The sequence below is a fragment of the Streptomyces viridifaciens genome (genome assembly GCF_001888885.2).
GTDB classification, from domain to species: domain Bacteria; phylum Actinomycetota; class Actinomycetes; order Streptomycetales; family Streptomycetaceae; genus Kitasatospora; species Kitasatospora aureofaciens.
In genome coordinates this window covers 6,572,786-6,593,006 of the sequence record NZ_CP090841.1, presented here as the reverse complement: position 1 = coordinate 6,593,006, position 20,221 = coordinate 6,572,786, and the positions used below count along the sequence as shown (strand labels likewise).

Genomic DNA, 20,221 nt, shown 5'->3' with positions numbered 1-20,221 from the left:
CCGGTAATCCCGGGGAAGTCGCGGAGTCCGACCGCGCCGGGTCGACCGGTGTCCTCGGGACGGGAAAATCGGGGCCGGCCCATGACCGGATTCGGGTCACACCCGGCCGACGTGATGTCACAACGGCCCACGGAGTGTTGCAGGTTCATTTCCGATCGCCCGCACGGACCGCGCTCATCTAACCGCAGAATAGCCCTGTCAGGAACCCGCCCGGAGGGGGTTCCCATGTCCATGACCAGGTGTTATGTTGACCGGAGATCAATGCCGCTGGGACCGCTTCGAAGCCGGCCCATCCGGGGGGAATTTCGGCTCAACCACCCGCCGCTCCAACGACGTTGCCGTCAGTGTGCGATGGGTGTCGATCTCTCGTTTCCACCCTTGATGGCCAACCCGCGGCAGCACCGCCCGCGAGGCCCCGTTCAAGGAGATGTGGATGCAATCCGACGCACCGTTCACCGGTAACGTCCACCTGCGGGCCGCGCGGGCGGAGGACGCCGCGGCCGTCACCGAGGTCTTCCTCGCCTCCCGCGCGGCGGCCATGCCCTACCTCCCCCGCCTGCACAGTGACGAGGCCACGCTGTGGTGGGTCACCAACGTGGTGCTCGCGGACACCCGGGTCTGGCTGGCCGAGGACGCCGGCACCGGGGCCCTCCTGGGCTTCGCCGCACTCGACGGCGCCCTGCTCGACCACCTCTACCTGCGTCCCGACGTCCGCCGCCGCGGCATCGGGACGCTGCTGCTGGGGGCCGTCAAGGAGGCGAGCCCCGAGGAGCTCTCACTGCACGTCTTCCAGCGGAACACCGGGGCCCGCGCCTTCTACGAGCGGCACGGCTTCGTCCCGGTGGACAGCAACGACGGCAGCCGCAACGAGGAGAACGAGCCCGACCTGACCTATCGCTGGACCGCCTGACCCCCTCGCAGCATGCGGCAGTACCCCCGCCGATGGACGTCGGCGGGCCCCAACGGCCAAGAGCCACCGGACAACCACCGTCCGTCCCACCCGGCCCACCAGGCCCGCGGGACGGATTGACCTGGAGGGAAGCCCTGTGCTGGGCGAACACAGCCTGCCCGCGGAAACACCGCTGTCGTACGCGCAGTTGGCGCTCTGGTTCAACGACCGTCTCCAGGGCGGGGACGCCTCGTACAACGTCCCGGTCGCCCTGCGGCTGACCGGCGAGGTCGACCACGAGGCGCTCCGGGCCGCGCTGGACGACGTGCTGGAACGGCACGCGGCCCTGCGCACCGTGTTCCCCGAGCGGGACGGCGTGCCGCGCCAGCACGTGCTGCCGATGGCCGAGGTGCCCCCGGTGCTCACCGTGGTGCCCACCACCGAGGCGGAGCTGCCCGCCCTGATCGGGGCCGAGTCCGGGCACGTCTTCGACCTGGAGTCGGAAGTGCCGCTGCGGGTGCGGCTGTTCTCGCTCGGCCCGCGCGAGCACGTGGTCCAGATGGTGCTGCACCACATCGCCGGTGACGGCTGGTCGATGGCCCCGCTGGCCCGCGACCTCAGCACCGCGTACCTGGCCCGGCGGCAGGGCCGGGCACCGATCTGGTCCCCGCTGCCCGCCACGTACGCCGAGTACGCCGTGCGCCAGCACGCGAACCTCGGCGACCTGGACGACCCGCAGAGCAGCGGCGGCCGCCAGCTCGCCTACTGGCGCGAGGCCCTGGCGGGCCTGCCGGACTTCCTGGAACTGCCCACCGACCACCCGCGGCCGGCCGCGATGTCGCACCGGGGCGAGTTCTTCCCCTGGGACCTCCCGGCCGAGCTGCACCGCGAGCTGCTCGCCCTGTCCCGCTCCTGCCGGGTCAGCATGTTCATGGTGCTCCAGGCCGCACTGGCCGCCACACTGACCCGCTCCGGGGCCGGTACGGACATCCCGATCGCCAGCCCGATCGCCGGGCGCACCGACGAGCGCTACGACGAGGTCGTCGGCTATTTCGTCAACCCGCTGGTCCTGCGCCTGGACACCTCCGGCGACCCGACCTTCCGCGAGCTGCTCAAGCGGGTGCGCCGCACCGACCTCCAGGGCTTCGCCCACCAGGAGTTCCCCTTCGAGCGGCTGATCACCGCGCTCAATCCGCACCGGTCGCTGGCCTGGCACCCGCTGTTCCAGGTCATGCTGGCCTTCCAGAACACCCCCGAGGCGAGCCTCGCCCTGCCCGGCATCGAGACCGAGATCGCCGAGGCGGGCCCGGGCGGCGCCAAGTTCGACCTGTCCTTCAACGTCCGGGAGCTGCACGACGCCGACGGCGCCCCCGCCGGGCTCGGCTGCTTCGTCGAGTACAGCACCGACCTGTTCACCCGGACCGGCGCCGAGGCCCTGACCGTCCGGCTCGGCCGGCTGCTCGCCGCGGTCGCCGCCGACCCGGACCAGCCGATCGGCGCCCACGACCTGCTCTCCGCCGACGACCGGCTGGACCTCCTGGAACGCGCCGCCGGGCCCGCCCTGCCCGCCTCCACCGTCACCTACCACACCGCCTTCGAGCAGCGCGCCGCGCTGGAGGGCGAGGTCACCGCCCTCGTCGCGGAGGACGGCCGGCTCACCTTCGCCGAGGTCAACGAGCGGGCCAACCGGCTCGCCCGGGAGCTCGTGCGGCGCGGGGCCGGCCCCGAGAGGTACGTCGTGCTGGCGCTGCCACGCACCACCGACCTGCTGATCGCCCTGCTCGCCGTGCTCAAGTCGGGCGCCGCCTACGTCCCGGTCAGCCCCGCCTCGCCGCGCGAGCGGCTGGCCGCCGTCCTCGCGGACGCCGACCCGGTCTGCGTGCTGGCCACCGTCGCGGACGCCGGGCGGCTGCCGGCCGCCGCGCCCGTCCTGCTCCTGGACGAGCCCGAGGTCCGCGCCGCCGTCGCCGCCCACCCCGGCGGCGACCTGACCGACGCCGACCGCACCGGCCCCACCGGCCCGCTCGACCCGGCCTACGTCATCCACACCTCCGGGTCGACCGGCGTCCCCAAGGGCGTGGTGATCCCGCACGGCGGCCTCAGCAGCCTGATGCAGCACCACCGCACCCGGATGGTCCGGCCGTCCGGCGGCCCCGGAGGCCGGCGCCTCCAGCTCGGCCTGGTCGCCTCGATCACCTTCGACACCGCCTGGGAGCCGCTGTTCTGGCTGCTGGAGGGCCACCCGCTGCACCTGCTGAGCGACGAGGTCCGGCTCGACCCCCAGGCCCTGGTCGACTACGTCCGCCGCGAGCGCCTGGACTTCCTCGACCTCACCCCGACCTACGTCCCGGCGCTCACCGCGGCCGGTCTGTTCGCCGAGGGCGAGCACCGGCCGACGGTGCTGATGCTCGGCGGCGAGGCCGTCGGCCCGGCGCTGTGGACCGAGCTCTCCGCCCTGCCCGACGTCGCGGTGTTCAACTACTACGGACCGACCGAGTGCACCGTCGACGCGCTCGCCTGCGACCTGACGGACAGCGCGACCCCGGTCATCGGCCGCCCCCTCGACAACACCCGCGCCCAGGTGCTGGACGAGCGGCTGCGCCCCGTCCCGCTCGGCGTGCCCGGCGAGCTGTACCTGTCCGGGCCGCACCTGGCCCGTGGCTACCTGCGCCGCCCCGGCCTGACCGCCGAGCGCTTCGTCGCCGACCCGTACGGCCCGCCCGGGGCCCGGATGTACCGCACCGGCGACCTCGCCCGGATGCGCCGCGACGGCCAGGTGGAGTACCTCGGCCGGGCCGACGGGCAGATCAAGATCCGCGGCTTCCGGATCGAGCCCGGCGAGGTCGAGGCGGTGCTGCTGCGCCACCCCGCCGTCCTCCAGGCCGCCGTCCTGGCCCGCGGCGACAGCGCCGAGGAACGCTACCTGGCCGCCTACCTGGTGACCGAGGACGGCAACGCCCCCGACCTCGCCGAGGTGCGCGAACTGCTGGCGGGCCGGCTGCCCGACTACATGATCCCGGCGGCGTACGCCGTACTCGACCGGCTGCCGCTCAACTCCAGCGGCAAGCTGGACGGTTCGGCCCTTCCCGAGCCCGGGCTGCGCGCCGCCACCGGCCCGTCCCGGGCTCCCCGGGACGCCCGCGAGGCCGCGCTCTGCGCGCTGCTCGCCGAGGTCCTCGGCGTCCCCGCGGTCGGCCCCGACGACGACTTCTTCGCGCTCGGCGGCCACTCGCTGCTGGCCACCCGGCTGGTCAGCCGGGTGCGCACCGCCCTGGGCGCCGAACTGCCCATCCGAGCGGTCTTCGAGAGCCCCACCGCCGCCGGACTGGCCCGCCTCGTGGACACCGACCGGTGTCGCCCCGTGCTGGCCGCCGCCGCCCGGCCCGAGCGGATCCCGCTCTCGCACGCCCAGCGCCGGCTCTGGTTCCTGCAGCAGCTGGACCCGCTGAGCGACGCCTACCACATTCCGCTCGCCCTGCACCTGCGCGGCGACCTCGACGACGACGCGCTCGCCGAGGCCCTGCGCGACTGCGCGGTCCGCCACGAGGCCCTGCGCACCGTGTTCCCCGCCGACGCGCAGGGCCCCCGGCAGCTGGTCCACGACCCGGACCGGCTGCCCCCGCTGCTGCGCCGTGTCGACGCCACCCGGATGAGCGAGGATGAGCTGGCCGAGGCGCTGCGCACCGCCGCCGCCCGGCCCTTCGACCTCGCCGCCGAGCCACCGCTGCGCGCCGACCTCCTCGCCCTCGCGCCCGACCGACACGTCCTGCTGCTGACGGTCCACCACATCGCCTGCGACGGCTGGTCGCTGGGCCCGCTCGCCCGCGACCTGGGCACCGCCTACCGGGCCCGGTCGGCCGGCCGGGCGCCCGAGTGGCCCGACCTGCCCGTCCAGTACGCCGACTACACCCAGTGGCAGCTCGCCCTCCTCGGAGACGACCGGGACCCGGCCAGCCCGGCCGCCCGCCAGTGGCAGTACTGGAGCGAGGCCCTGGCCGGCCTGCCCGAGGAGATCGCCCTGCCCGTGGACCGGCGCCGCACCGCCGAGACCGGTCCGCAGGCCGGCCACGTCCCGCTGCGGCTGGCCGCCGAGGACCACCGGGCCCTGGCGGCGCTCGCCCGGGCGCACGGCGCCAGCCTCTTCATGGCCGTTCAGGCCGGTCTCGCGGCGCTGCTCACCCGCCTCGGCGCGGGCACCGACATCCCGATCGGCGCCCCGATCGCCGGCCGCACCGACGAGGCCCTCGACGACCTGGTCGGCTTCTTCGTCAACACCCTGGTGCTGCGCACCGACACCGACGGCGACCCGGGCTTCCGCGAACTGCTGCTCCGGGTCCGGGACGCCGACCTGGCCGCCTACGCCCACCAGGACCTGCCGTTCGAGCGGATCGTCGAACTGGTCAACCCCGAGCGCTCCCCCGGCCGCCACCCGCTGTTCCAGGTCGCCCTGGTGATGGACCAGGCCGCTCCCGCCGTGGACATCCCGGGCCTGGAGAGCGAGTTGCTCGCCGCCGGTCCGGCGCCGGCCAAGTTCGACCTCACCGTCACCCTCGGGGCGCCCACCGGACCGGACGGCGAGCTGAGCGGCGCGATCGAGTACCGCACCGACCTGTTCGACCGGACCACCATCGAGGCGATCGCCCGCCACCTGGCGCGGCTGCTCGGCGCGGCGGCAGCCGACCCGGAGCGGCCGATCGGCCGCCTGGACCTGGCCGCGGAGGGCGAGCTGCCCGGCCTGCTGGCCGGCTCCGTCGGCGAGCGGCGGGCGCTGGCGCCGACCACGCTGGCCGCGCTGGTGCGGGAGCGCCTCGCCGCCCCGTCCGGCACCCCGGCGCTGGTCTTCGAGGGCGAGGAGCTCGACCCGGCCGAACTCGACCGCCGGATCGAGGCGATGGCCCACCGGCTCGCCGCCGTGGGCGTCCGCCCGGGCACCCTGGTCGCGGTGGCCGTGCCCCGGTCGGTGGAGCTCGTGGTGGCGCTGTGCGCCGTCCACCGGGCCGGCGGTGCCTATCTCCCGCTCGACCCCGACTACCCGGCCGACCGGCTCGCCTTCATGCTGGCGGACGCCCGCCCGGCCGCCGTGGTCGCCGCCCCCGAACAGCTCGCGCTGCTCGGCCCCGCCGACGGCGTGCCGTGCCTGTCCCCGGAGGACCTGCCGACGCCCGGCGGCGTCACCCTGACCGCACCGGGCCCCGAGGACCCGGCGTACGTCATCTACACCTCCGGCTCCACCGGCCGCCCCAAGGGCGTGCTGGTCCCGCACCGGGGCATCGTCAACCGGCTGCGCTGGGGCCAGGAGGAGTACCGGCTGACGGCCGCCGACGCGGTGCTGCAGAAGACCTCGTCCAGCTTCGACGTCTCGGTCTGGGAGTTCTTCTGGCCGCTGGTCGCCGGCGCCACCCTGGTGGTGGCCAAGCCGGACGGGCACCGCGACCCGGCCTACCTGGCGGACCTGATCCGCCGCCGGAACGTCACCGTCGCCCAGTTCGTGCCGTCCATGCTGGACGCGTTCCTGCAGCATCCGCAGGCCGCCGACCACGCCGGGCTGCGCCTGGTGGTGGCCAGCGGCGAGGCGCTCTCGGCGGCCACCGTGCGCCGGTTCCGGCAGGTGCTCCCGGGCGTCCGGCTGGCCAACCTGTACGGACCGACCGAGGCCTCCGTCGAGGTGACCGCCTGGGAGTGCGGCCCGGCGGACGAGCAGCCGCGTCCGGTGCCGATCGGGCGGCCGGTCTGGAACACCGGCGCCTACGTGCTGGACGCCGCCCTGAACCCGGTGCCACCGGGCGTGCCGGGCGAGCTCTACCTGTCCGGCGAGCAGCTCGCGTACGGCTACCTCGGCCGTCCGGCGCTCACCGCCGAGCGCTTCGTCGCCGACCCGCACGGCGCTCCGGGCGCCCGGATGTACCGCACCGGCGACCTGGCCCGTCGCCGCCGCGACGGCGCGGTGGAGTACCTGGGCCGGGTGGACGGCCAGGTGAAGGTGCGCGGCTACCGGATCGAGCTCGGCGAGATCGAGGCCCGGCTGGGCGAGCACCCGGCGGTCTCGGCCTGCGCGGTCGCCGTCCGCGAGGACCGGGCCGGCGCCGTCCGGGTGGTCGCCTACGTGGTCCCGGCCCCGTCGGCGCAGCCGCCCACGGCCGCCGCGCTGCGCGCCCATCTGCGCAGCCACCTGCCCGAGTTCATGGTGCCGACCGCCTACGTGACGCTCGGCGCGCTCCCGGTGAGCGTCAACGGCAAGCTGGACCGCCGGCGGCTGCCCGAACCGCAGACCCACGTGGAGAGCCGGGCCCGGGAGCCGCGGACGCCGGCCGAGCGCACCCTGGTCGCGCTGTTCGCGGAGCTGCTCGACGTACCGCAGGTGGGTCCGGAGGACGACTTCTTCCTGCTCGGCGGCCACTCCCTGCTGCTGATCCGGCTGGTCGAGCGGATCCACGCGGAGTTCGGCACCGAACTGCCCGTCCGGGCGCTGTTCGAGGCGCCGACCCCCGCGGCGCTGGCCGAGCGGCTGGCCGGGCCGCCGCCCGGAGCCGCCGAGGCGGCCTTCGAGCCGCTGCTGGCCCTGCGGGGCACCGGCGACCGGCCGCCGCTGTTCTGCATCCACCCGGTGACCGGCGACGGCCTCGGCTTCCTCGGCCTGCTGCGCGGCCTCGACCCGGACCAACCGGTCCACGCCTTCCAGGGCATCGGCCCGGTCGGCGGCGGGCCGCGGCCCGCGACCATGGACGGGCTGGCGCGGGAGTACCTGGAGCGGATCCGGGCCGTCCGGCCGCACGGACCGTACCGGCTGCTCGGCTGGTCGTTCGGTGGGCTGGTCGCCCACCAGATCGGCGTCCTGCTGCGCGAGGAGGGCGAGGAGGTCGACCTGGTGGCGCTGCTCGACAGCCTGCCGGCCCCGGCGGACGCCGGGGAGGTGGACGAGACCGTCGTGCTGGCCGAGCTGCTGACCACGATCGGCGCGCCCGACGAGGAGGTGGCCGCCGTGCTGGCGAACCGCTGGCGGCCGAAGCCCTCGGAGCTGCTCGACCGGCTCGCCGTCGCGCTGCGCGAGGCCGCGCCGCGCGACGAGGAGCAGCTGGCGGTCTTCCTCGACTCCTGCCGCTACCACGCCGGGCTGATGACCGGCTGGACGCCGGGGGTGCTGGACGCGCCGGTGGTGGTCTTCACCGCCTCCGCCGACAACCGGCCGGAGGAGACGGTGGCCACCTGGCGGGCCCACACCAGCGGGCCGGTGCTGGACCATCCGGTCGCCGCCCGGCACCTGGACCTCGCCAGCGCCGGACCGATCGACGAGATCGCCCGGGTCGTCGCGGCCGCCCTCCGGCGGGCCGACGGGGCCCGGTGACGGCGATCCGTCCGGAGTGTTCCGGACGAACCGCCGTTTGCCGGCCGGCTCCGCGGGGGGCCGGCCGGCGGGGGTCAGGCTCCCTGGGCCTCCAGGCCCGCCCGGGCCTCCGCCGCGAGCTCCGCGAGCACCTCGCTCCGCTGCTGGTGCAGGAAGAAGTGGTCGCCCGGCAGGATGCGGTGGCGGAAGCGCGCCGCCGTGGTGCAGCGCCAGCCGGTGATCCACTCCGGGCCGGCCATCAGGTCGTCCGAGCCGCCGAGCGCCAGTACCGGGCAGGGCAGCACGGTCGGCCGGATCCGCTCGTTGTACTCGGCCAGCAGTGTGACGTCCGCCCGGAGCACCGGAAGCACCATCCGCATCAGGTCCTGGAACTCCAGGACCTCGGCCGGGGTCCCGCCCAGCTCGACGAGGCGCTCCAGGAGGTCGTCGTCGGTGAGGTCGTGGAGCTGGGCCACGTCCGGCGTGCCGGGCGCCCGGCCGCCCGAGACCACCAGGGACAGCGGCAGCGGCCGCCCGTCGGCGGCGAGCCGGCGGGTCGTCTCGTAGACGATCCGCGAGCCCATGCTGTGGCCGAGGAGGATGAACGGCTCGTCGGCCGGACGGCTCGCCAGCACGGCGAGCACGCCGTCGACGACCTCGTCCATGCCGGCCGCCGGCGGCTCGGCGAGGCGGGTGCCGCGGCCGGGCAGTTCCACCGGGACCACCGTCAGGTCCGGCTGGCCGGTGTCCCGGGCCCAGGGGAGGTAGGCGCTGGCGGAGCCGCCGGCGTGCGGCAGGCAGTAGACGCGTACGGACCCGGACCCCCCGTCCGGCTCGGCATCACGGTGCCACGGCGTCCATCGGGCCACCTCGTCGGGCAATACGGCGGGCCATCCGGTCATCAATTCTTCTCTTTCGTTCCCGGTCAATTCGAAGAAGCCTGAGGACCAGGCCTCCGGGAAGACTTTATGCGCTGATTTTCAGATAGGTCCAGCCCGGCATCCGACATGTCCCGGAGATTATCGATCCGGCCGTGGCGGGAATTTTCAGTGCCCGGAAACAGTCGATTCACACGGTGAAATCTCGCTCTTTCCCGGGCCATCCGACTCTGTTACGGTGCTATCCGTCCGGGCTTCTCCCGGATATTTCCGGAAATATTTCCGACGAAACCTGCGAACATCCACGGGAGAGGGCGGACACAATGTGCGGAATAACCGGCGTATTCGTCCTGGGCGGTGGTCGCCCGGCCGACGCCGAGGCGGTCGCCGCGATGACGGCCTGCCTGGTGCACCGGGGGCCCGACGACGACGGCCACCACACCGCGGACGGCATCGCCCTCGGCTTCCGCCGGCTGGCCCTGAACGACCTCGCCCACGGCAACCAGCCGCACCGCACCGAGGACGGGACGCTCGTCTCGGTCTGCAACGGCGAGATCTACAACCACCGCGAGCTGCGCACCGCGCTGGGCCGCCGCGGACACCGCTTCCGCACCGAGAACGACACCGAGGTGCTGCTCCACCTCTACCGGGAGTACGGCAAGGAGCTGACCGCCCATCTGGACGGCCAGTTCGGCTTCGCCCTGCACGACGCCGCCGAGCGGCGGCTGCTGCTCGCCCGGGACCGCGCCGGCATCGTCCCGCTCTTCTACACCGTCACCGACGGCCTGCTGATCTTCGCCTCCGAGGTCAAGGCGATCCTGCGCCACCCCGCCGTGCGCACCCGGGTCGACCTGCGCGGCCTCGACCAGGTGCTGACCCTGCCCGGGCTGGTCAGCCCCCGCACCATGTTCGAGGGCATCAGTGCGCTGCGCCCCGGGGAACGGCTGATCGCCGACTGCACCGGAGTGCGCACCGAGCGGTACTGGGACCTCGACTTCCCGCTCGCCGCCGACCTCGCCCCGGTGGCCCCCGCGGACCTGGACCGGGAGCTGGACCGGTTCGCCGACAGCACCGTCGGGCTGCTCGACACCGCCGTCCGCAGCCGGCTGGTCGCCGACGTGCCGATCGGCACGTACCTCAGCGGTGGCCTCGACTCCAGCCTGATCGGCGCCCTGATGTCCCGGGCCCGGCCCGGCCACGCGTGGCCCAGCTTCTCGGTCACCTTCCCCGGCCGGGACTTCGACGAGGGCCCGCACCAGCGGCTGGTCGCGGGCAAGCTCGGAACCGACCACCACGAGGTGCCGGTCGGCGAGCACGAGGTCGCCGAGCGGATCGCCGCGATGGTGCGGCACGCCGAGGCCCCCGTCCGCGAGTCGTACAACGTCTGCTCGCTCGCGCTGTCCGAGGCCGTGCGCGCCGCCGGGACGGTCGGCGCGCTCAGCGGCGAGGGCGCCGACGAGCTGTTCGGCGGCTATCCCGGCTACCGCTTCGACGCCACCGGCCTCGGCGGCAGCCGGCTCACCGGGCTGGACGCCTCCCTGGAACGGGAGTTCCGGCACCGGATGTGGGGTGTCGACCTCGCCTACGAACAGGACCAGCTGCCCGCCCAGGAGTTCCGCCGCGAGCTGTACGCCGAGGACCTGGCCCACGCGCTGGACGAGTTCTCCGTCACCAGCCAGCGCCTGGTCGACCCCGAGCGGCTGGCCGGGCGCCACCCACTGCACCAGCGCTCCTACCTCGACTACCACCTGCGGCTCGCCGACCACCTGCTCGGCGATCACGGCGACCGGATGGCCCTGGCCAACGGCGTCGAACTGCGCTTCCCCTTCCTGGCGAACGCCGTGGTCGACCACGCCACCACGGTCCCGCCGGAGCTGATGCTCGCCCACGGCCGGGAGAAGGCCGTCCTGCGCCGGGCGGCCGAGGGGCTCGTCCCCGCCGAAGTGCTCGGCCGGCAGAAGTACGGCTTCCGCGGCCAGACCAGCAGCCACCTGCTGAACACCGGCGCCGACTGGTTCGAGGAGCTGATCTCCCCCGCGACCGTCCGCCGCCAGGGCTACTTCGACCCGGACACCGTCGCCGCCCTGACCGCGCGCCAGCGCACCGACGGCCGCCAGGTGCACGCCCACCTGGACACCGACTACCTGATGCTCGTCGCGACCTTCGCCCTCTTCGTCGAGGAGTTCGACCTGCCGTGCCTGGGATGACCCTCACCGCCACCGCGCCGCCCGCCGCCCCCGGCGACCGCCCGGAACACCCGCTGATCGGCGTGCTCGGCGGCATGGGGCCGCTGGCCTCCACCGAACTGCTGCGCACCGTCTACCGGGCCTGCCGGCTCCAGCCCGAGCAGGACACCCCCCGGCTGCTGCTGTGGTCCGACCCCGCCGTGGTGGACCGCACCGAGGCCATCGGCAGCGGTGAACTCGACGCACTGCGCCGCGCCGTGGAGACCTCGCTGCGCGGCCTGCTGGCGGCCGGCGCGGAGCGCACCGTGATCGCCTGCATCACCGCCCACCACGTGCTCGGCGACCTGCCCGCCGAACTCGCGGAGCGCTGCGTCTCCCTGGTCGACGTGGTGCACGAGGAACTGGCCGCGGCCACCGAACCGCACCTGCTGCTCTGCTCCTCCGGCACCGCCCGGGCCGGCCTGCTCACCTCCGGCCCGGCCGGCGCCCGCGCCGCCGAACGGCTGGTCGCGCTGCACCCGGCGGACCAGGACGCGCTGCACGAGCGCATCCACCGCCTCAAGCGCGGTGAGGACCCCGCCCGCACCATCGACTTCCTGCGCGAGACCCTGCCCCGCTACGGCGTGCGGGCCTTCGTCGCCGCCTGCACCGAACTGCACCTGGTCACCAGGGCGATCGAGGACTCCGGTCTGGGCGGGGAACTGCCCTCCCTCGACCCGCTGACGGTCGTGGCCCGCCGGATCATGAACGGAGAGTTGTGAGCCACACGAGCATCCTCGACCGCTGGGCCGACCAGGTCGAGCACCGAGCCGCCGAACCCGCCCTCGCCACCGCCGGGCGGGACTGGAGCCACCGCGAACTGGCCGAGCTGGCCACCGGCCTGCGGGCCCGGCTCGCCGAGGGCACCGGCCCCGTCCTGGTGGCCAGTGCCGACCCCGTCCCGGTGGTCGCCGCGATCCTCGCCTGCGCCGCCACCGGCCGCGCGTTCGCCCCGGTCGACACCCGTCAGCCCGCCGCGCGCTGGACCGCCCTGCTGGCGGACCTGCGGCCGGGCACCGTACTCGCCGACGCCGCCGGGCGCGCCGCCCTGGCCGCCGCCGGACAGGGCGAACTGCCCCTGCTGGAGACCGAGTCCGTCACCGGCCTGCCGTGGACGGCCGACCACTGGCGCGGCCTCGACGGCCCCGACGCCGGATACGTCTACTTCACCTCGGGCACCACCGGCCGTCCCAAGGGCATCCTGGGCAGCTTCGAGGCCGTCGCCCACTTCCTGGACTGGGAGATCGCCGAGTTCGGCATCGCGCCCGGCACCCGGGTCTCCATGCTCACCTCCCCCGGCTTCGACGCCTTCCTGCGCGACGCCCTCGTCCCGCTCTGCGCCGGCGGCACCGCCGTCGTCCCCTCGCCCGGTGCGGTTCCGGTCGGCGCGGCCCTCGGCGACTGGCTGACCGAGCAGCGGATCGAGCTGCTGCACTGCGTCCCCACCGTGTTCCGCACCCTGCGCGCCGCCGGGCTCACCGCCGGCTCCCTGCCCCGGCTGCGCGCCGCCCTGCTGGCCGGCGAGCCGGTCCGCCCCGCCGACATCACCTGGTGGCGCGGCCTGTTCGGGGCCGACAAGGAGCTGGTCAACCTCTACGGCCCGTCCGAGACCACCATGACCAAGGTCTTCCGCCGGCTCACCGCCGAGGACGCCGAGGCCGAGACCGTCCCGGCCGGCTGCCCGATGCCCGGGGTCGAGGTCCGCGTGCTGGTCGCCGGACGCCCCGTCACGGAGGCGATCGGCGAGATCGAGATCCGCACCCCGTTCCCGCTGCGCGGCTACCTGGGCGGCACCCCCGGCGGCTTCGCCGGGCCGGACCGCTACCGCACCGGCGACCTCGGCCGGCTGCGCGCCGACGGCGCCCTGGAGGTCCTCGGCCGCCGCGACCAGCAGGTCAAGGTACACGGCGCCCGGGTCGAACTCGGCGAGATCGAGGACGGGCTGCGCCGCCACCCCGGCGTCGCCGACGTCTGCGCCGCCTTGGTCGAGGAGACCGACGGCGAGCCGGTGCTGTGCGCCTACCTGGTCGCCGAGGGCGTCACCGACGAGGAACTGCGCGGTCACGCCGCCGAGACCCTGCCCGCCCCCGCCCGGCCCGCCCTGTACCTGCGGCTCTCCGCCATCCCGCGCACCCTCAGCGGCAAGGCCGACCGACGGGCGCTGCCCAGCCCCGCCGCCGCCCGGGCCGGCCACACCGGCGAACAGCCGCTGGAGGGCCTGGAGGCCGGGATCGCCGAGCTCTGGCGCGAGCTGCTGCACGTTCCCAGCGTCGGCCGGCACGACGACTTCGCCCTGCTCGGCGGGGACTCGCTGGGCATCGCCCGGCTGCTGGACGGACTGCGCACCCGCTTCGGCGTCGAGGTGCCGTTGCGGGTCTACGTCGGCGCCCCCACCGTCGCCGGGCTGGCCGCGGCCGTCGCCGCCGGCCGCGACGGAGCCCGCCCGGACGGTGAGCGCCGGTGAGCCGCGACACCTCCCTGCCGCTGCGCGCCGACCGCGGCCGCGCCCCGCTCTCGTACGCCCAGCGCTCCATCTGGCGGGCCGAGCAGGTCCTGCCCGGCACCGCCCTGCACAACGAGAGCGCCGCCTTCCACGTCAACGGCCCGCTGGACCCGGCCGCCCTGGAGCGGGCGCTCGCCGAGGTCGCGCGGCGGCACGAGATGATGCGCTGCTCCGTCGCCCCCGACGGCGCCGGCGAACCCTGGCAGCTGTTCGCCGAACGCGTCCGACCCACCGTCGAGACCGTCGACCTGACCGGGGTGCCCGAGCCCGAGCGGGCGGAGCGGCTCGCGGAGCTGGTCGCCCGCGCCGTGGCCGTGCCCTTCGACCTCGACCGCCCCCCGCTCATGCGGACCCACCTGTTCCGGCTGGGCGAGGACCGCTCGCTGCTGCTGTTCACCGCCCACCACATCGTGGTCGACGCCTGGGGCTTCGGCGTCTTCCTGGAATCCCTCGGCGCCTGCTACGCCGCCGAGCCCGGCACCGGGGCCCCCGCCCCGGCCGGCGGCCCCGACTTCGGCGACTACGCCGCCTGGCAGCGCGCCGAGGCCGGTGACGGCGGCGGGCTCGACCACTGGACGTCCCGGCTCGCCGGGGAACTGCCCACCGCCGACCTGCCCACCGACCCCGGTCTGGGCGGCGACCCGGTCGCCGGGGCACTGCACCACTTCACCGTCCCCGCCGAACTGGCGGCCCGGCTCAGTGCCTTCGGCCGGGCCGAACTCGCCAGCCTGTCCACGGTGCTGCTGACCGCCTTCTGCGCCACCGCCGCCCGCTGGACCGGCCAGGACGACGTGGTGGTCGGCATGCCGGTGGCGACCCGCAACCGGACCGCCCTGGGGGGCGTGGTCGGCCCGCTGCTCAACATCGTGGCCCACCGCACCGACCTCGGCGGCGAACCCGGCTTCCGGCAGGCCCTGGCCCGCACGCGGCAGCAGCTGAAGGCCGACCTCCGGCACCGGGACACCCCCTTCGACCTGGTGGTGGAGCGCCTCGGCCGGGCCGCCGGCGGACGGACCCCGCTGTTCCAGCTGATGTACTCCTTCCACAGCGGCCCCACCACCACCCTGGAGCTGCCCGGCGTCCGGACCACCCCCGCACCCTCGCACAGCGGCACCGCCAAGTACGACCTGACCTTCTTCCTCCGGCCGCGCCCCTCGGGCGCACTGGACGCCACCCTGGAGTACCGCACCGCGCTGCTCGCCCCGGAGACGGCGGCCGACTTCGCGGACTCGCTGCTGTGCCTGCTGGAAGCCGCCGTCGCCGACCCGGACCGGCCGCTGACCGAACTGCCGGTGCTCTCCGAGCCGCGCCGCTACCAGGTCCTGACGGAGTTCAACCGGGCACCGGACGGCGGACGCGCCTGGGCCACCGTCCCCGCGGCACTGGCAGAGCTCGCCCGGCGGGACGGCACCGCCCCGGCAGTCGAGTCCCCCGGCGCCGCCTTCACCCGGGCCGGCGCCGACGCGGCCGCCGACCGGGTCGCCCACCGGCTGACCACCCGTCACGGCGTGCTGCCCGGCGACCGGGTGGCCCTGCGAGTGGACCGCGACGCCGCGCTGGTGCCGCTGATCGTCGGCATCTGGCGGGCCGGGGCCGCCCTCGTCCCGCTGGACGGGGCCATGCCCGCCGCGCGCGCCGAGCACGTGCTCACCGACAGCGGCGCCCGGCTGCTGATCGGCGACGGCGTGCCGGGCCTGCCCGCCGCCGACCCGGCCGCGCTGCTGGCCGACGGACCGGAGCCGTCCGCGGCCCCGCCGCCCGGCCCGGCCCCCGAGGACCTCGCCTACCTGATGTACACCTCGGGCTCCACCGGGCTGCCCAAGGGCGTCGCGGTCCCGCACGGCTGCGTGGCCAACCTGCTGCACAGCGTGGTCTCCGCCGAGCCGGGCCTCGGTCCCGAGGACACCCTGCTCGCCGTCACCTCGATCACCTTCGACATATCGGTCCTGGAACTGTTCGCCCCGCTGCTGGCCGGCGGCCGGGTCGTGGTCGCCCCGCGCGCGAGCGTCCGGGACGCCGAGGCGCTCGGCGCCCTGCTGGAGAGCAGCGGCGCCACCGTGATGCAGGCCACTCCCTCGCTCTGGCGCGGACTGCTGGACGGCGGCTGGCCGGGGCGGCCCGGCCTGCGGGCGCTGTGCGGTGGCGAGGCCCTGGACGGCGACCTCGCCGAACGGCTGCTGACCCGCTGCGCCGAGCTGTGGAACCTGTACGGGCCCACCGAGACCACCATCTGGTCCACCGTCGGACGGGTTCGCTCCGGCGAGCCCGTCACGGTCGGCCGCCCGGTCGCGCGCACGGTCTGCTACGTACTCGACCGGCGGCTGCGCCCGGTGCCGCGCGGCGCCGTCGGCGAGCTGGTGATCGGCGGGGCCGGCGTGACCGCCGGGTACCGCAACCGCCCCGAGCTCACCGCCGCCGCCTTCGTGCCCGACCCGGTGGACCCGGCCGGCGGCACCGTCTACCGCACCGGCGATCTGGCGCGGCACCTTCCGGACGGCCGGATCCTGGTGCTCGGCCGGGCCGACCAGCAGGTCAAGATCCTCGGCCACCGGATCGAGGTCGGCGAGGTGGAGTCCCTGCTGACCGCCCACCCCGCGGTCCGCCAGGCGGCCGTGGTCGTGGACCGGCAGCAGCCGGCCGGCCCCCGGCTGGTCGCCTTCGTCACCGTCCGGGCCAAGGACGACGGCCTGCCCGAGTCGCTGCGCCGCCACCTGCGCGAGCGGCTGCCCGCGGCCGCCGTGCCCGGCACGATCGCCGTGCTGCCCGCACTGCCGCTGAACACCAGCGGCAAGGTGGACCGGCCCGAACTGCTGCGCCGGGTCGGGGAGTTCGCCGCCGCACAGCGGACCGAGCCGGTCACCGCGGCCGAGCGGGCCGCCGTTGCGCTCTGGGCGGAGGTGCTGGGCCTGCCGGCCGAACGGGTGGGCACCGCCGACGACTTCTTCGCCGCGGGCGGCAACTCCATCGCCGCCAGCCGCCTGCTCGGCCGGGTCCGGGCCCGGTTCGGCGGCGCGCCCTCGCTCGCCGAGTTCTACACCGACCCCACCCCGGCCGCACTGGCCCGTACCCCGGCGGCCGCCGCTGCGGCCGCCCCGGCCGGCCGCACCGCCCGCCCCGCACCCGACACCGTCCCGATGACCGACCAGCAACGACAGCTGTGGCTGCTGCACCGGCTCGACCCGGAATCGCCCGCCTACCACCTGCCGGCCGAGCTGGAGCTGACCGGTCCGGTGGACCGGGACGCCCTCCAGGGCGCCTTCGCCGACCTGGTGGCGCGCCACCCGGTGCTGGCCGCCCGCTGCGACCTGCGCGAGGAGGGCCCCGTCCTGCTGCTGGCGCCGACCGCCGCACCGGCCCTCGCCGTCCTGGATGCGACGCCCGGGGAGGTGCCCGCGCTCGCCCGTGCCGAGGCGGTCCGGCCCTTCGACCTGGCCGCCGGACCCCTGCTGCGGCTCACCCTGGTCCGGACCGGGCCGGAGCGCTCGGTGCTGCTGTGCACCGCGCACCACCTCGCGGTGGACGGCTGGTCCATCGGGGTGGCCGTGCGCGAGCTGGCCGCGCTCTACGCCGCGCGCCTCGGCCTGGCCGAACCGCCGCCCGCCCTGGAGCTGGGCTTCGCCGACCACGCGGCCGACCTCGCCGCCGAGGAAGCCGTGACGGAGCGTCAGCAGCAGCTGGCGTACTGGCTGGAGCGGCTCGACGGGCACCCCGGGGTGCTGGACCTGCCCACCGACGTGCCCGCGCTGACCCGCCCGGCCGGTTCCGGCGCGACCCTTCCGGTCGCGCTGGCACCGGCGGTGACGGCCGGGCTGCGCGAGGGCGCGGCGCGCCTTCGCACCACGCCGTTCACCCTGCTGCTCACGGTGTACGCGGCCCTGCTGGGCCGCTACGCGGGCAGCGACGACGTGGTCGTCGGGGTCCCCGCGGCCAACCGGGACCGGCCCGAACTGGAGCCGCTGGTCGGCTCCCTGGTGAACACCCTGCCGGTGCGGGTGGACCTGTCCGGCACACCCTCCTTCGCCGAGCTGGTCGCCCGCACCGGCGGAGCGCTGGCGGCCGACCTGGGCCGTCCGCTGGTCGCCTTCGACCGGCTGGTGGCCGGCCTCGGACTGCCCCGCGAGCCGGGCCGGCCCAGTCTGGCGCAGGCCTCACTGGTGTTCCAGGCCGCGCCGCCGACCGCGGTCCGGCTGGGCGGGGCCACCGGCGTGCTGCGGCAACTGCCCACCGGCACCGCCAAGTACGACCTCACGCTGGCCCTGGACGAGCACGCCGACCGGATCGACGGCGGGCTGGAGTACGCCGCCGACCGCTTCGGCCCGGACTTCGCCACCCGGTTCGCCCGGCACTTCGACACCCTGCTGCGGGCCGCCCTGGCCGCGCCCGACGCCCCGCTGGACGCGGTCGAGCTCGCCGACCCGGGACTGCCCGCCCCCGCTCCGGGCCGCCCGGCCGGCCGGGTGCGCGCCGAGTACGCCCGGTCGGTCGCCGAGCTGTTCCGGGCCCGAGCGGCCGCCCACCCGGACGCCCCCGCGATCCGCGCCTACGGCCTGACGGTCGACTACCGACAGCTGGACGCCTGGAGCGACGCCGTCGCGACCCGGCTGCTGGCGCACGGCGCCGGACCCGGCCGGTTCGTCTCGGTGCTGCTGCCCGCCGGTCCGGTGCAGACCGCCGCGATCCTCGGCGTGGCCAAGACCGGCGCCGCCTTCGCGGTGCTCGACCCGGCCGACCCGGACGCCCGGCTGACGACCCTGCTGGCCGACGCGGAACCGGTCTGCCTGCTGGCCGCCGAGACGGCGCTCGCCCGCCGCCCCGGGCTGCGCGGGGACGGCGGGGACTTCGCCGGCGTCCCGGTCGAGACCCTCGACCCGTGCCCGCCGGACACCGGAGCCCCCGCCGGCCCCGCCCCGGCCGCCTCCCCCGCGGCCCCCGGCGACCCGCTCTGCCTGGTCTACACCTCCGGTTCCACCGGCACCCCCAAGGGCATCGCCCTGCCGCACGCCGCGCTCGCCCAGTTCGCCGACTGGCAGCGCGAACGCTTCGGCATCCGGCCGGACAGCCGGATCGCCCAGTGGGCGCCGTTCACATACGACGCCGCCTACACCGAGGTGTTCGCCGCGCTCTGCTCGGGGGCGGTGCTCTGCCTGCCGCCGGACGGACTGCGCCGCGACCCGCTCGCGGTGGCCGAGTGGCTGAGGGCCGAGCGGATCACCCAGATCCAGACCGTCCCGGCCTTCTTCCAGCTGGTCACCGAGGCACTGGACGCGACCGGGACGCGACTGCCCGACCTGGAACACGTCCTGATGGCCGGCGAGGTGCTCCCGGTGGCCCTGGCCGCCACCTGGGCGCACCGCCCCGACCGGCCCCGGCTGCACAACCTGTACGGGCCCACCGAGTGCGTGCTGGCGACCCACCGCGAGCTGGCGCCGGGCGAGGAGTTCCCCACCGGGGTGCCGATCGGCCTGCCCATCCCGGGCCGCGAGGCGGTCGTCCTGGACCACCGCGGCCGGCTCTGCCCGGTCGGGGTGGTCGGCGAGATCCACCTGCGCAGCGACCTGCTGGCCGGCTCCTACCACCGCCGCCCCGAGGAGAGCGCCCGGGCGTACGTCGCCGACCCCTGGGAGGACGGCGGCCGGCTGTACCGCACCGGGGACCTCGGCCGCCGGCTGCCGGACGGCGAACTGGCGTTCACCGGCCGGATCGGAAGCCAGCTCAAGATCCGCGGCAACCGGATCGAGCTGGAGGAGATCGAAGCCCTGCTGGAGCTGCACCCCGGGGTGCGCGAGGCCGCGGCCGCCGCGCACGGCGAGGGTCCGGCCCGACGGCTGGTGGGCTACGCGGTCGCCGCGCCCGGGGTCACCGGCGCCGACCTGCGGACCCACCTCGCCGAACGGCTGCCCGCCGCGGTGGTGCCGGACACCGTGATGCTGCTGGACGCCCTGCCCAGGACCCGCACCAACAAGCGGGACCGGGCCCGGCTGCCGCTCCCCGGGGCCGCCGCGCGGCCCACCGACGCCACCCCGCTGGCCGGCGTCGAACAGCTCGTCGCCGACGCCTGGCAACAGTTGCTGGGCAGCGGCCCGGTGGGCCGGCACACCAACTTCTTCGAAGCCGGCGGCGACTCGCTGCTGGCCGCCCGGCTCCAGCTGGAGCTGGCCCGCCGGCTCAACCGGCCGGTCCGGCTGGTCGACGTCTTCGGCCGGCCGACCATCGCCGAGTTCGCGGCCGGTCTCACCGACGGCACCGGCAGCACGGGCGACCGGACCCCGGCCGCAGCCGCCGAACCGCGCGGCGAACGGCGGCAGAACGCCGTCCGCGCCCGGGCCAGGGCCCGCCGCGAGGCCCGCGACCGGGCCGAGGGGGCGGACACCGCCGACCAGTACACACCGACAGGGAGGGACTGAA

Annotated in this window: 7 protein-coding genes; 6 read left to right on the top strand and 1 reads right to left on the bottom strand. The window is 75.7% G+C overall.

Annotated features, from left to right (window positions below):
- The first annotated feature begins 433 nt into the window (after positions 1–433).
- The gene (locus tag BOQ63_RS36660; protein WP_030283659.1) at positions 434–910 is read left to right on the top strand and encodes a GNAT family N-acetyltransferase; all 477 of its coding nucleotides are present in this window, start codon (positions 434–436) and stop codon (positions 908–910) included.
- A 136-nt stretch (positions 911–1,046) separates the two neighbouring features.
- On the top strand, positions 1,047–8,231 hold the full coding sequence (locus BOQ63_RS36655) for a non-ribosomal peptide synthetase (RefSeq protein ID WP_150476261.1): 7,185 nt from the start codon (positions 1,047–1,049) through the stop codon (positions 8,229–8,231).
- A 74-nt stretch (positions 8,232–8,305) separates the two neighbouring features.
- Here the strand turns inward: BOQ63_RS36655 and BOQ63_RS36650 are convergent, their stop codons facing one another.
- Positions 8,306–9,112 carry a thioesterase II family protein gene (locus tag BOQ63_RS36650; protein ID WP_078656509.1) on the bottom strand — a complete coding sequence of 269 codons (807 nt, stop codon included), beginning with the start codon at positions 9,110–9,112 and terminating at the stop codon, positions 8,306–8,308.
- A 299-nt stretch (positions 9,113–9,411) separates the two neighbouring features.
- On the opposite strand from BOQ63_RS36650, the gene asnB reads away from it, so the two are divergent.
- The 4 genes from asnB to BOQ63_RS36630 are packed head-to-tail and all read left to right on the top strand — an operon-like array spanning position 9,412 to position 20,220.
- A complete protein-coding gene (gene asnB / locus BOQ63_RS36645; RefSeq protein ID WP_030283653.1) occupies positions 9,412–11,295 on the top strand; it encodes an asparagine synthase (glutamine-hydrolyzing) in 1,884 nt (627 codons plus the stop codon).
- The gene (locus tag BOQ63_RS36640) at positions 11,292–12,035 is read left to right on the top strand and encodes an aspartate/glutamate racemase family protein (RefSeq protein ID WP_046386497.1); all 744 of its coding nucleotides are present in this window, start codon (positions 11,292–11,294) and stop codon (positions 12,033–12,035) included. Before asnB ends, BOQ63_RS36640 begins: the two co-directional genes overlap by 4 nt.
- A complete protein-coding gene (locus BOQ63_RS36635) occupies positions 12,032–13,777 on the top strand; it encodes a non-ribosomal peptide synthetase (RefSeq protein ID WP_150476260.1) in 1,746 nt (581 codons plus the stop codon). The genes BOQ63_RS36640 and BOQ63_RS36635 overlap by 4 nt, the downstream gene beginning before the upstream one ends.
- Entirely contained in the window at positions 13,774–20,220 is a 6,447-nt protein-coding gene (locus BOQ63_RS36630; RefSeq protein ID WP_454130779.1) for a non-ribosomal peptide synthetase, read from the top strand. The genes BOQ63_RS36635 and BOQ63_RS36630 overlap by 4 nt, the downstream gene beginning before the upstream one ends.
- Position 20,221: the final 1 nt, after the last annotated feature.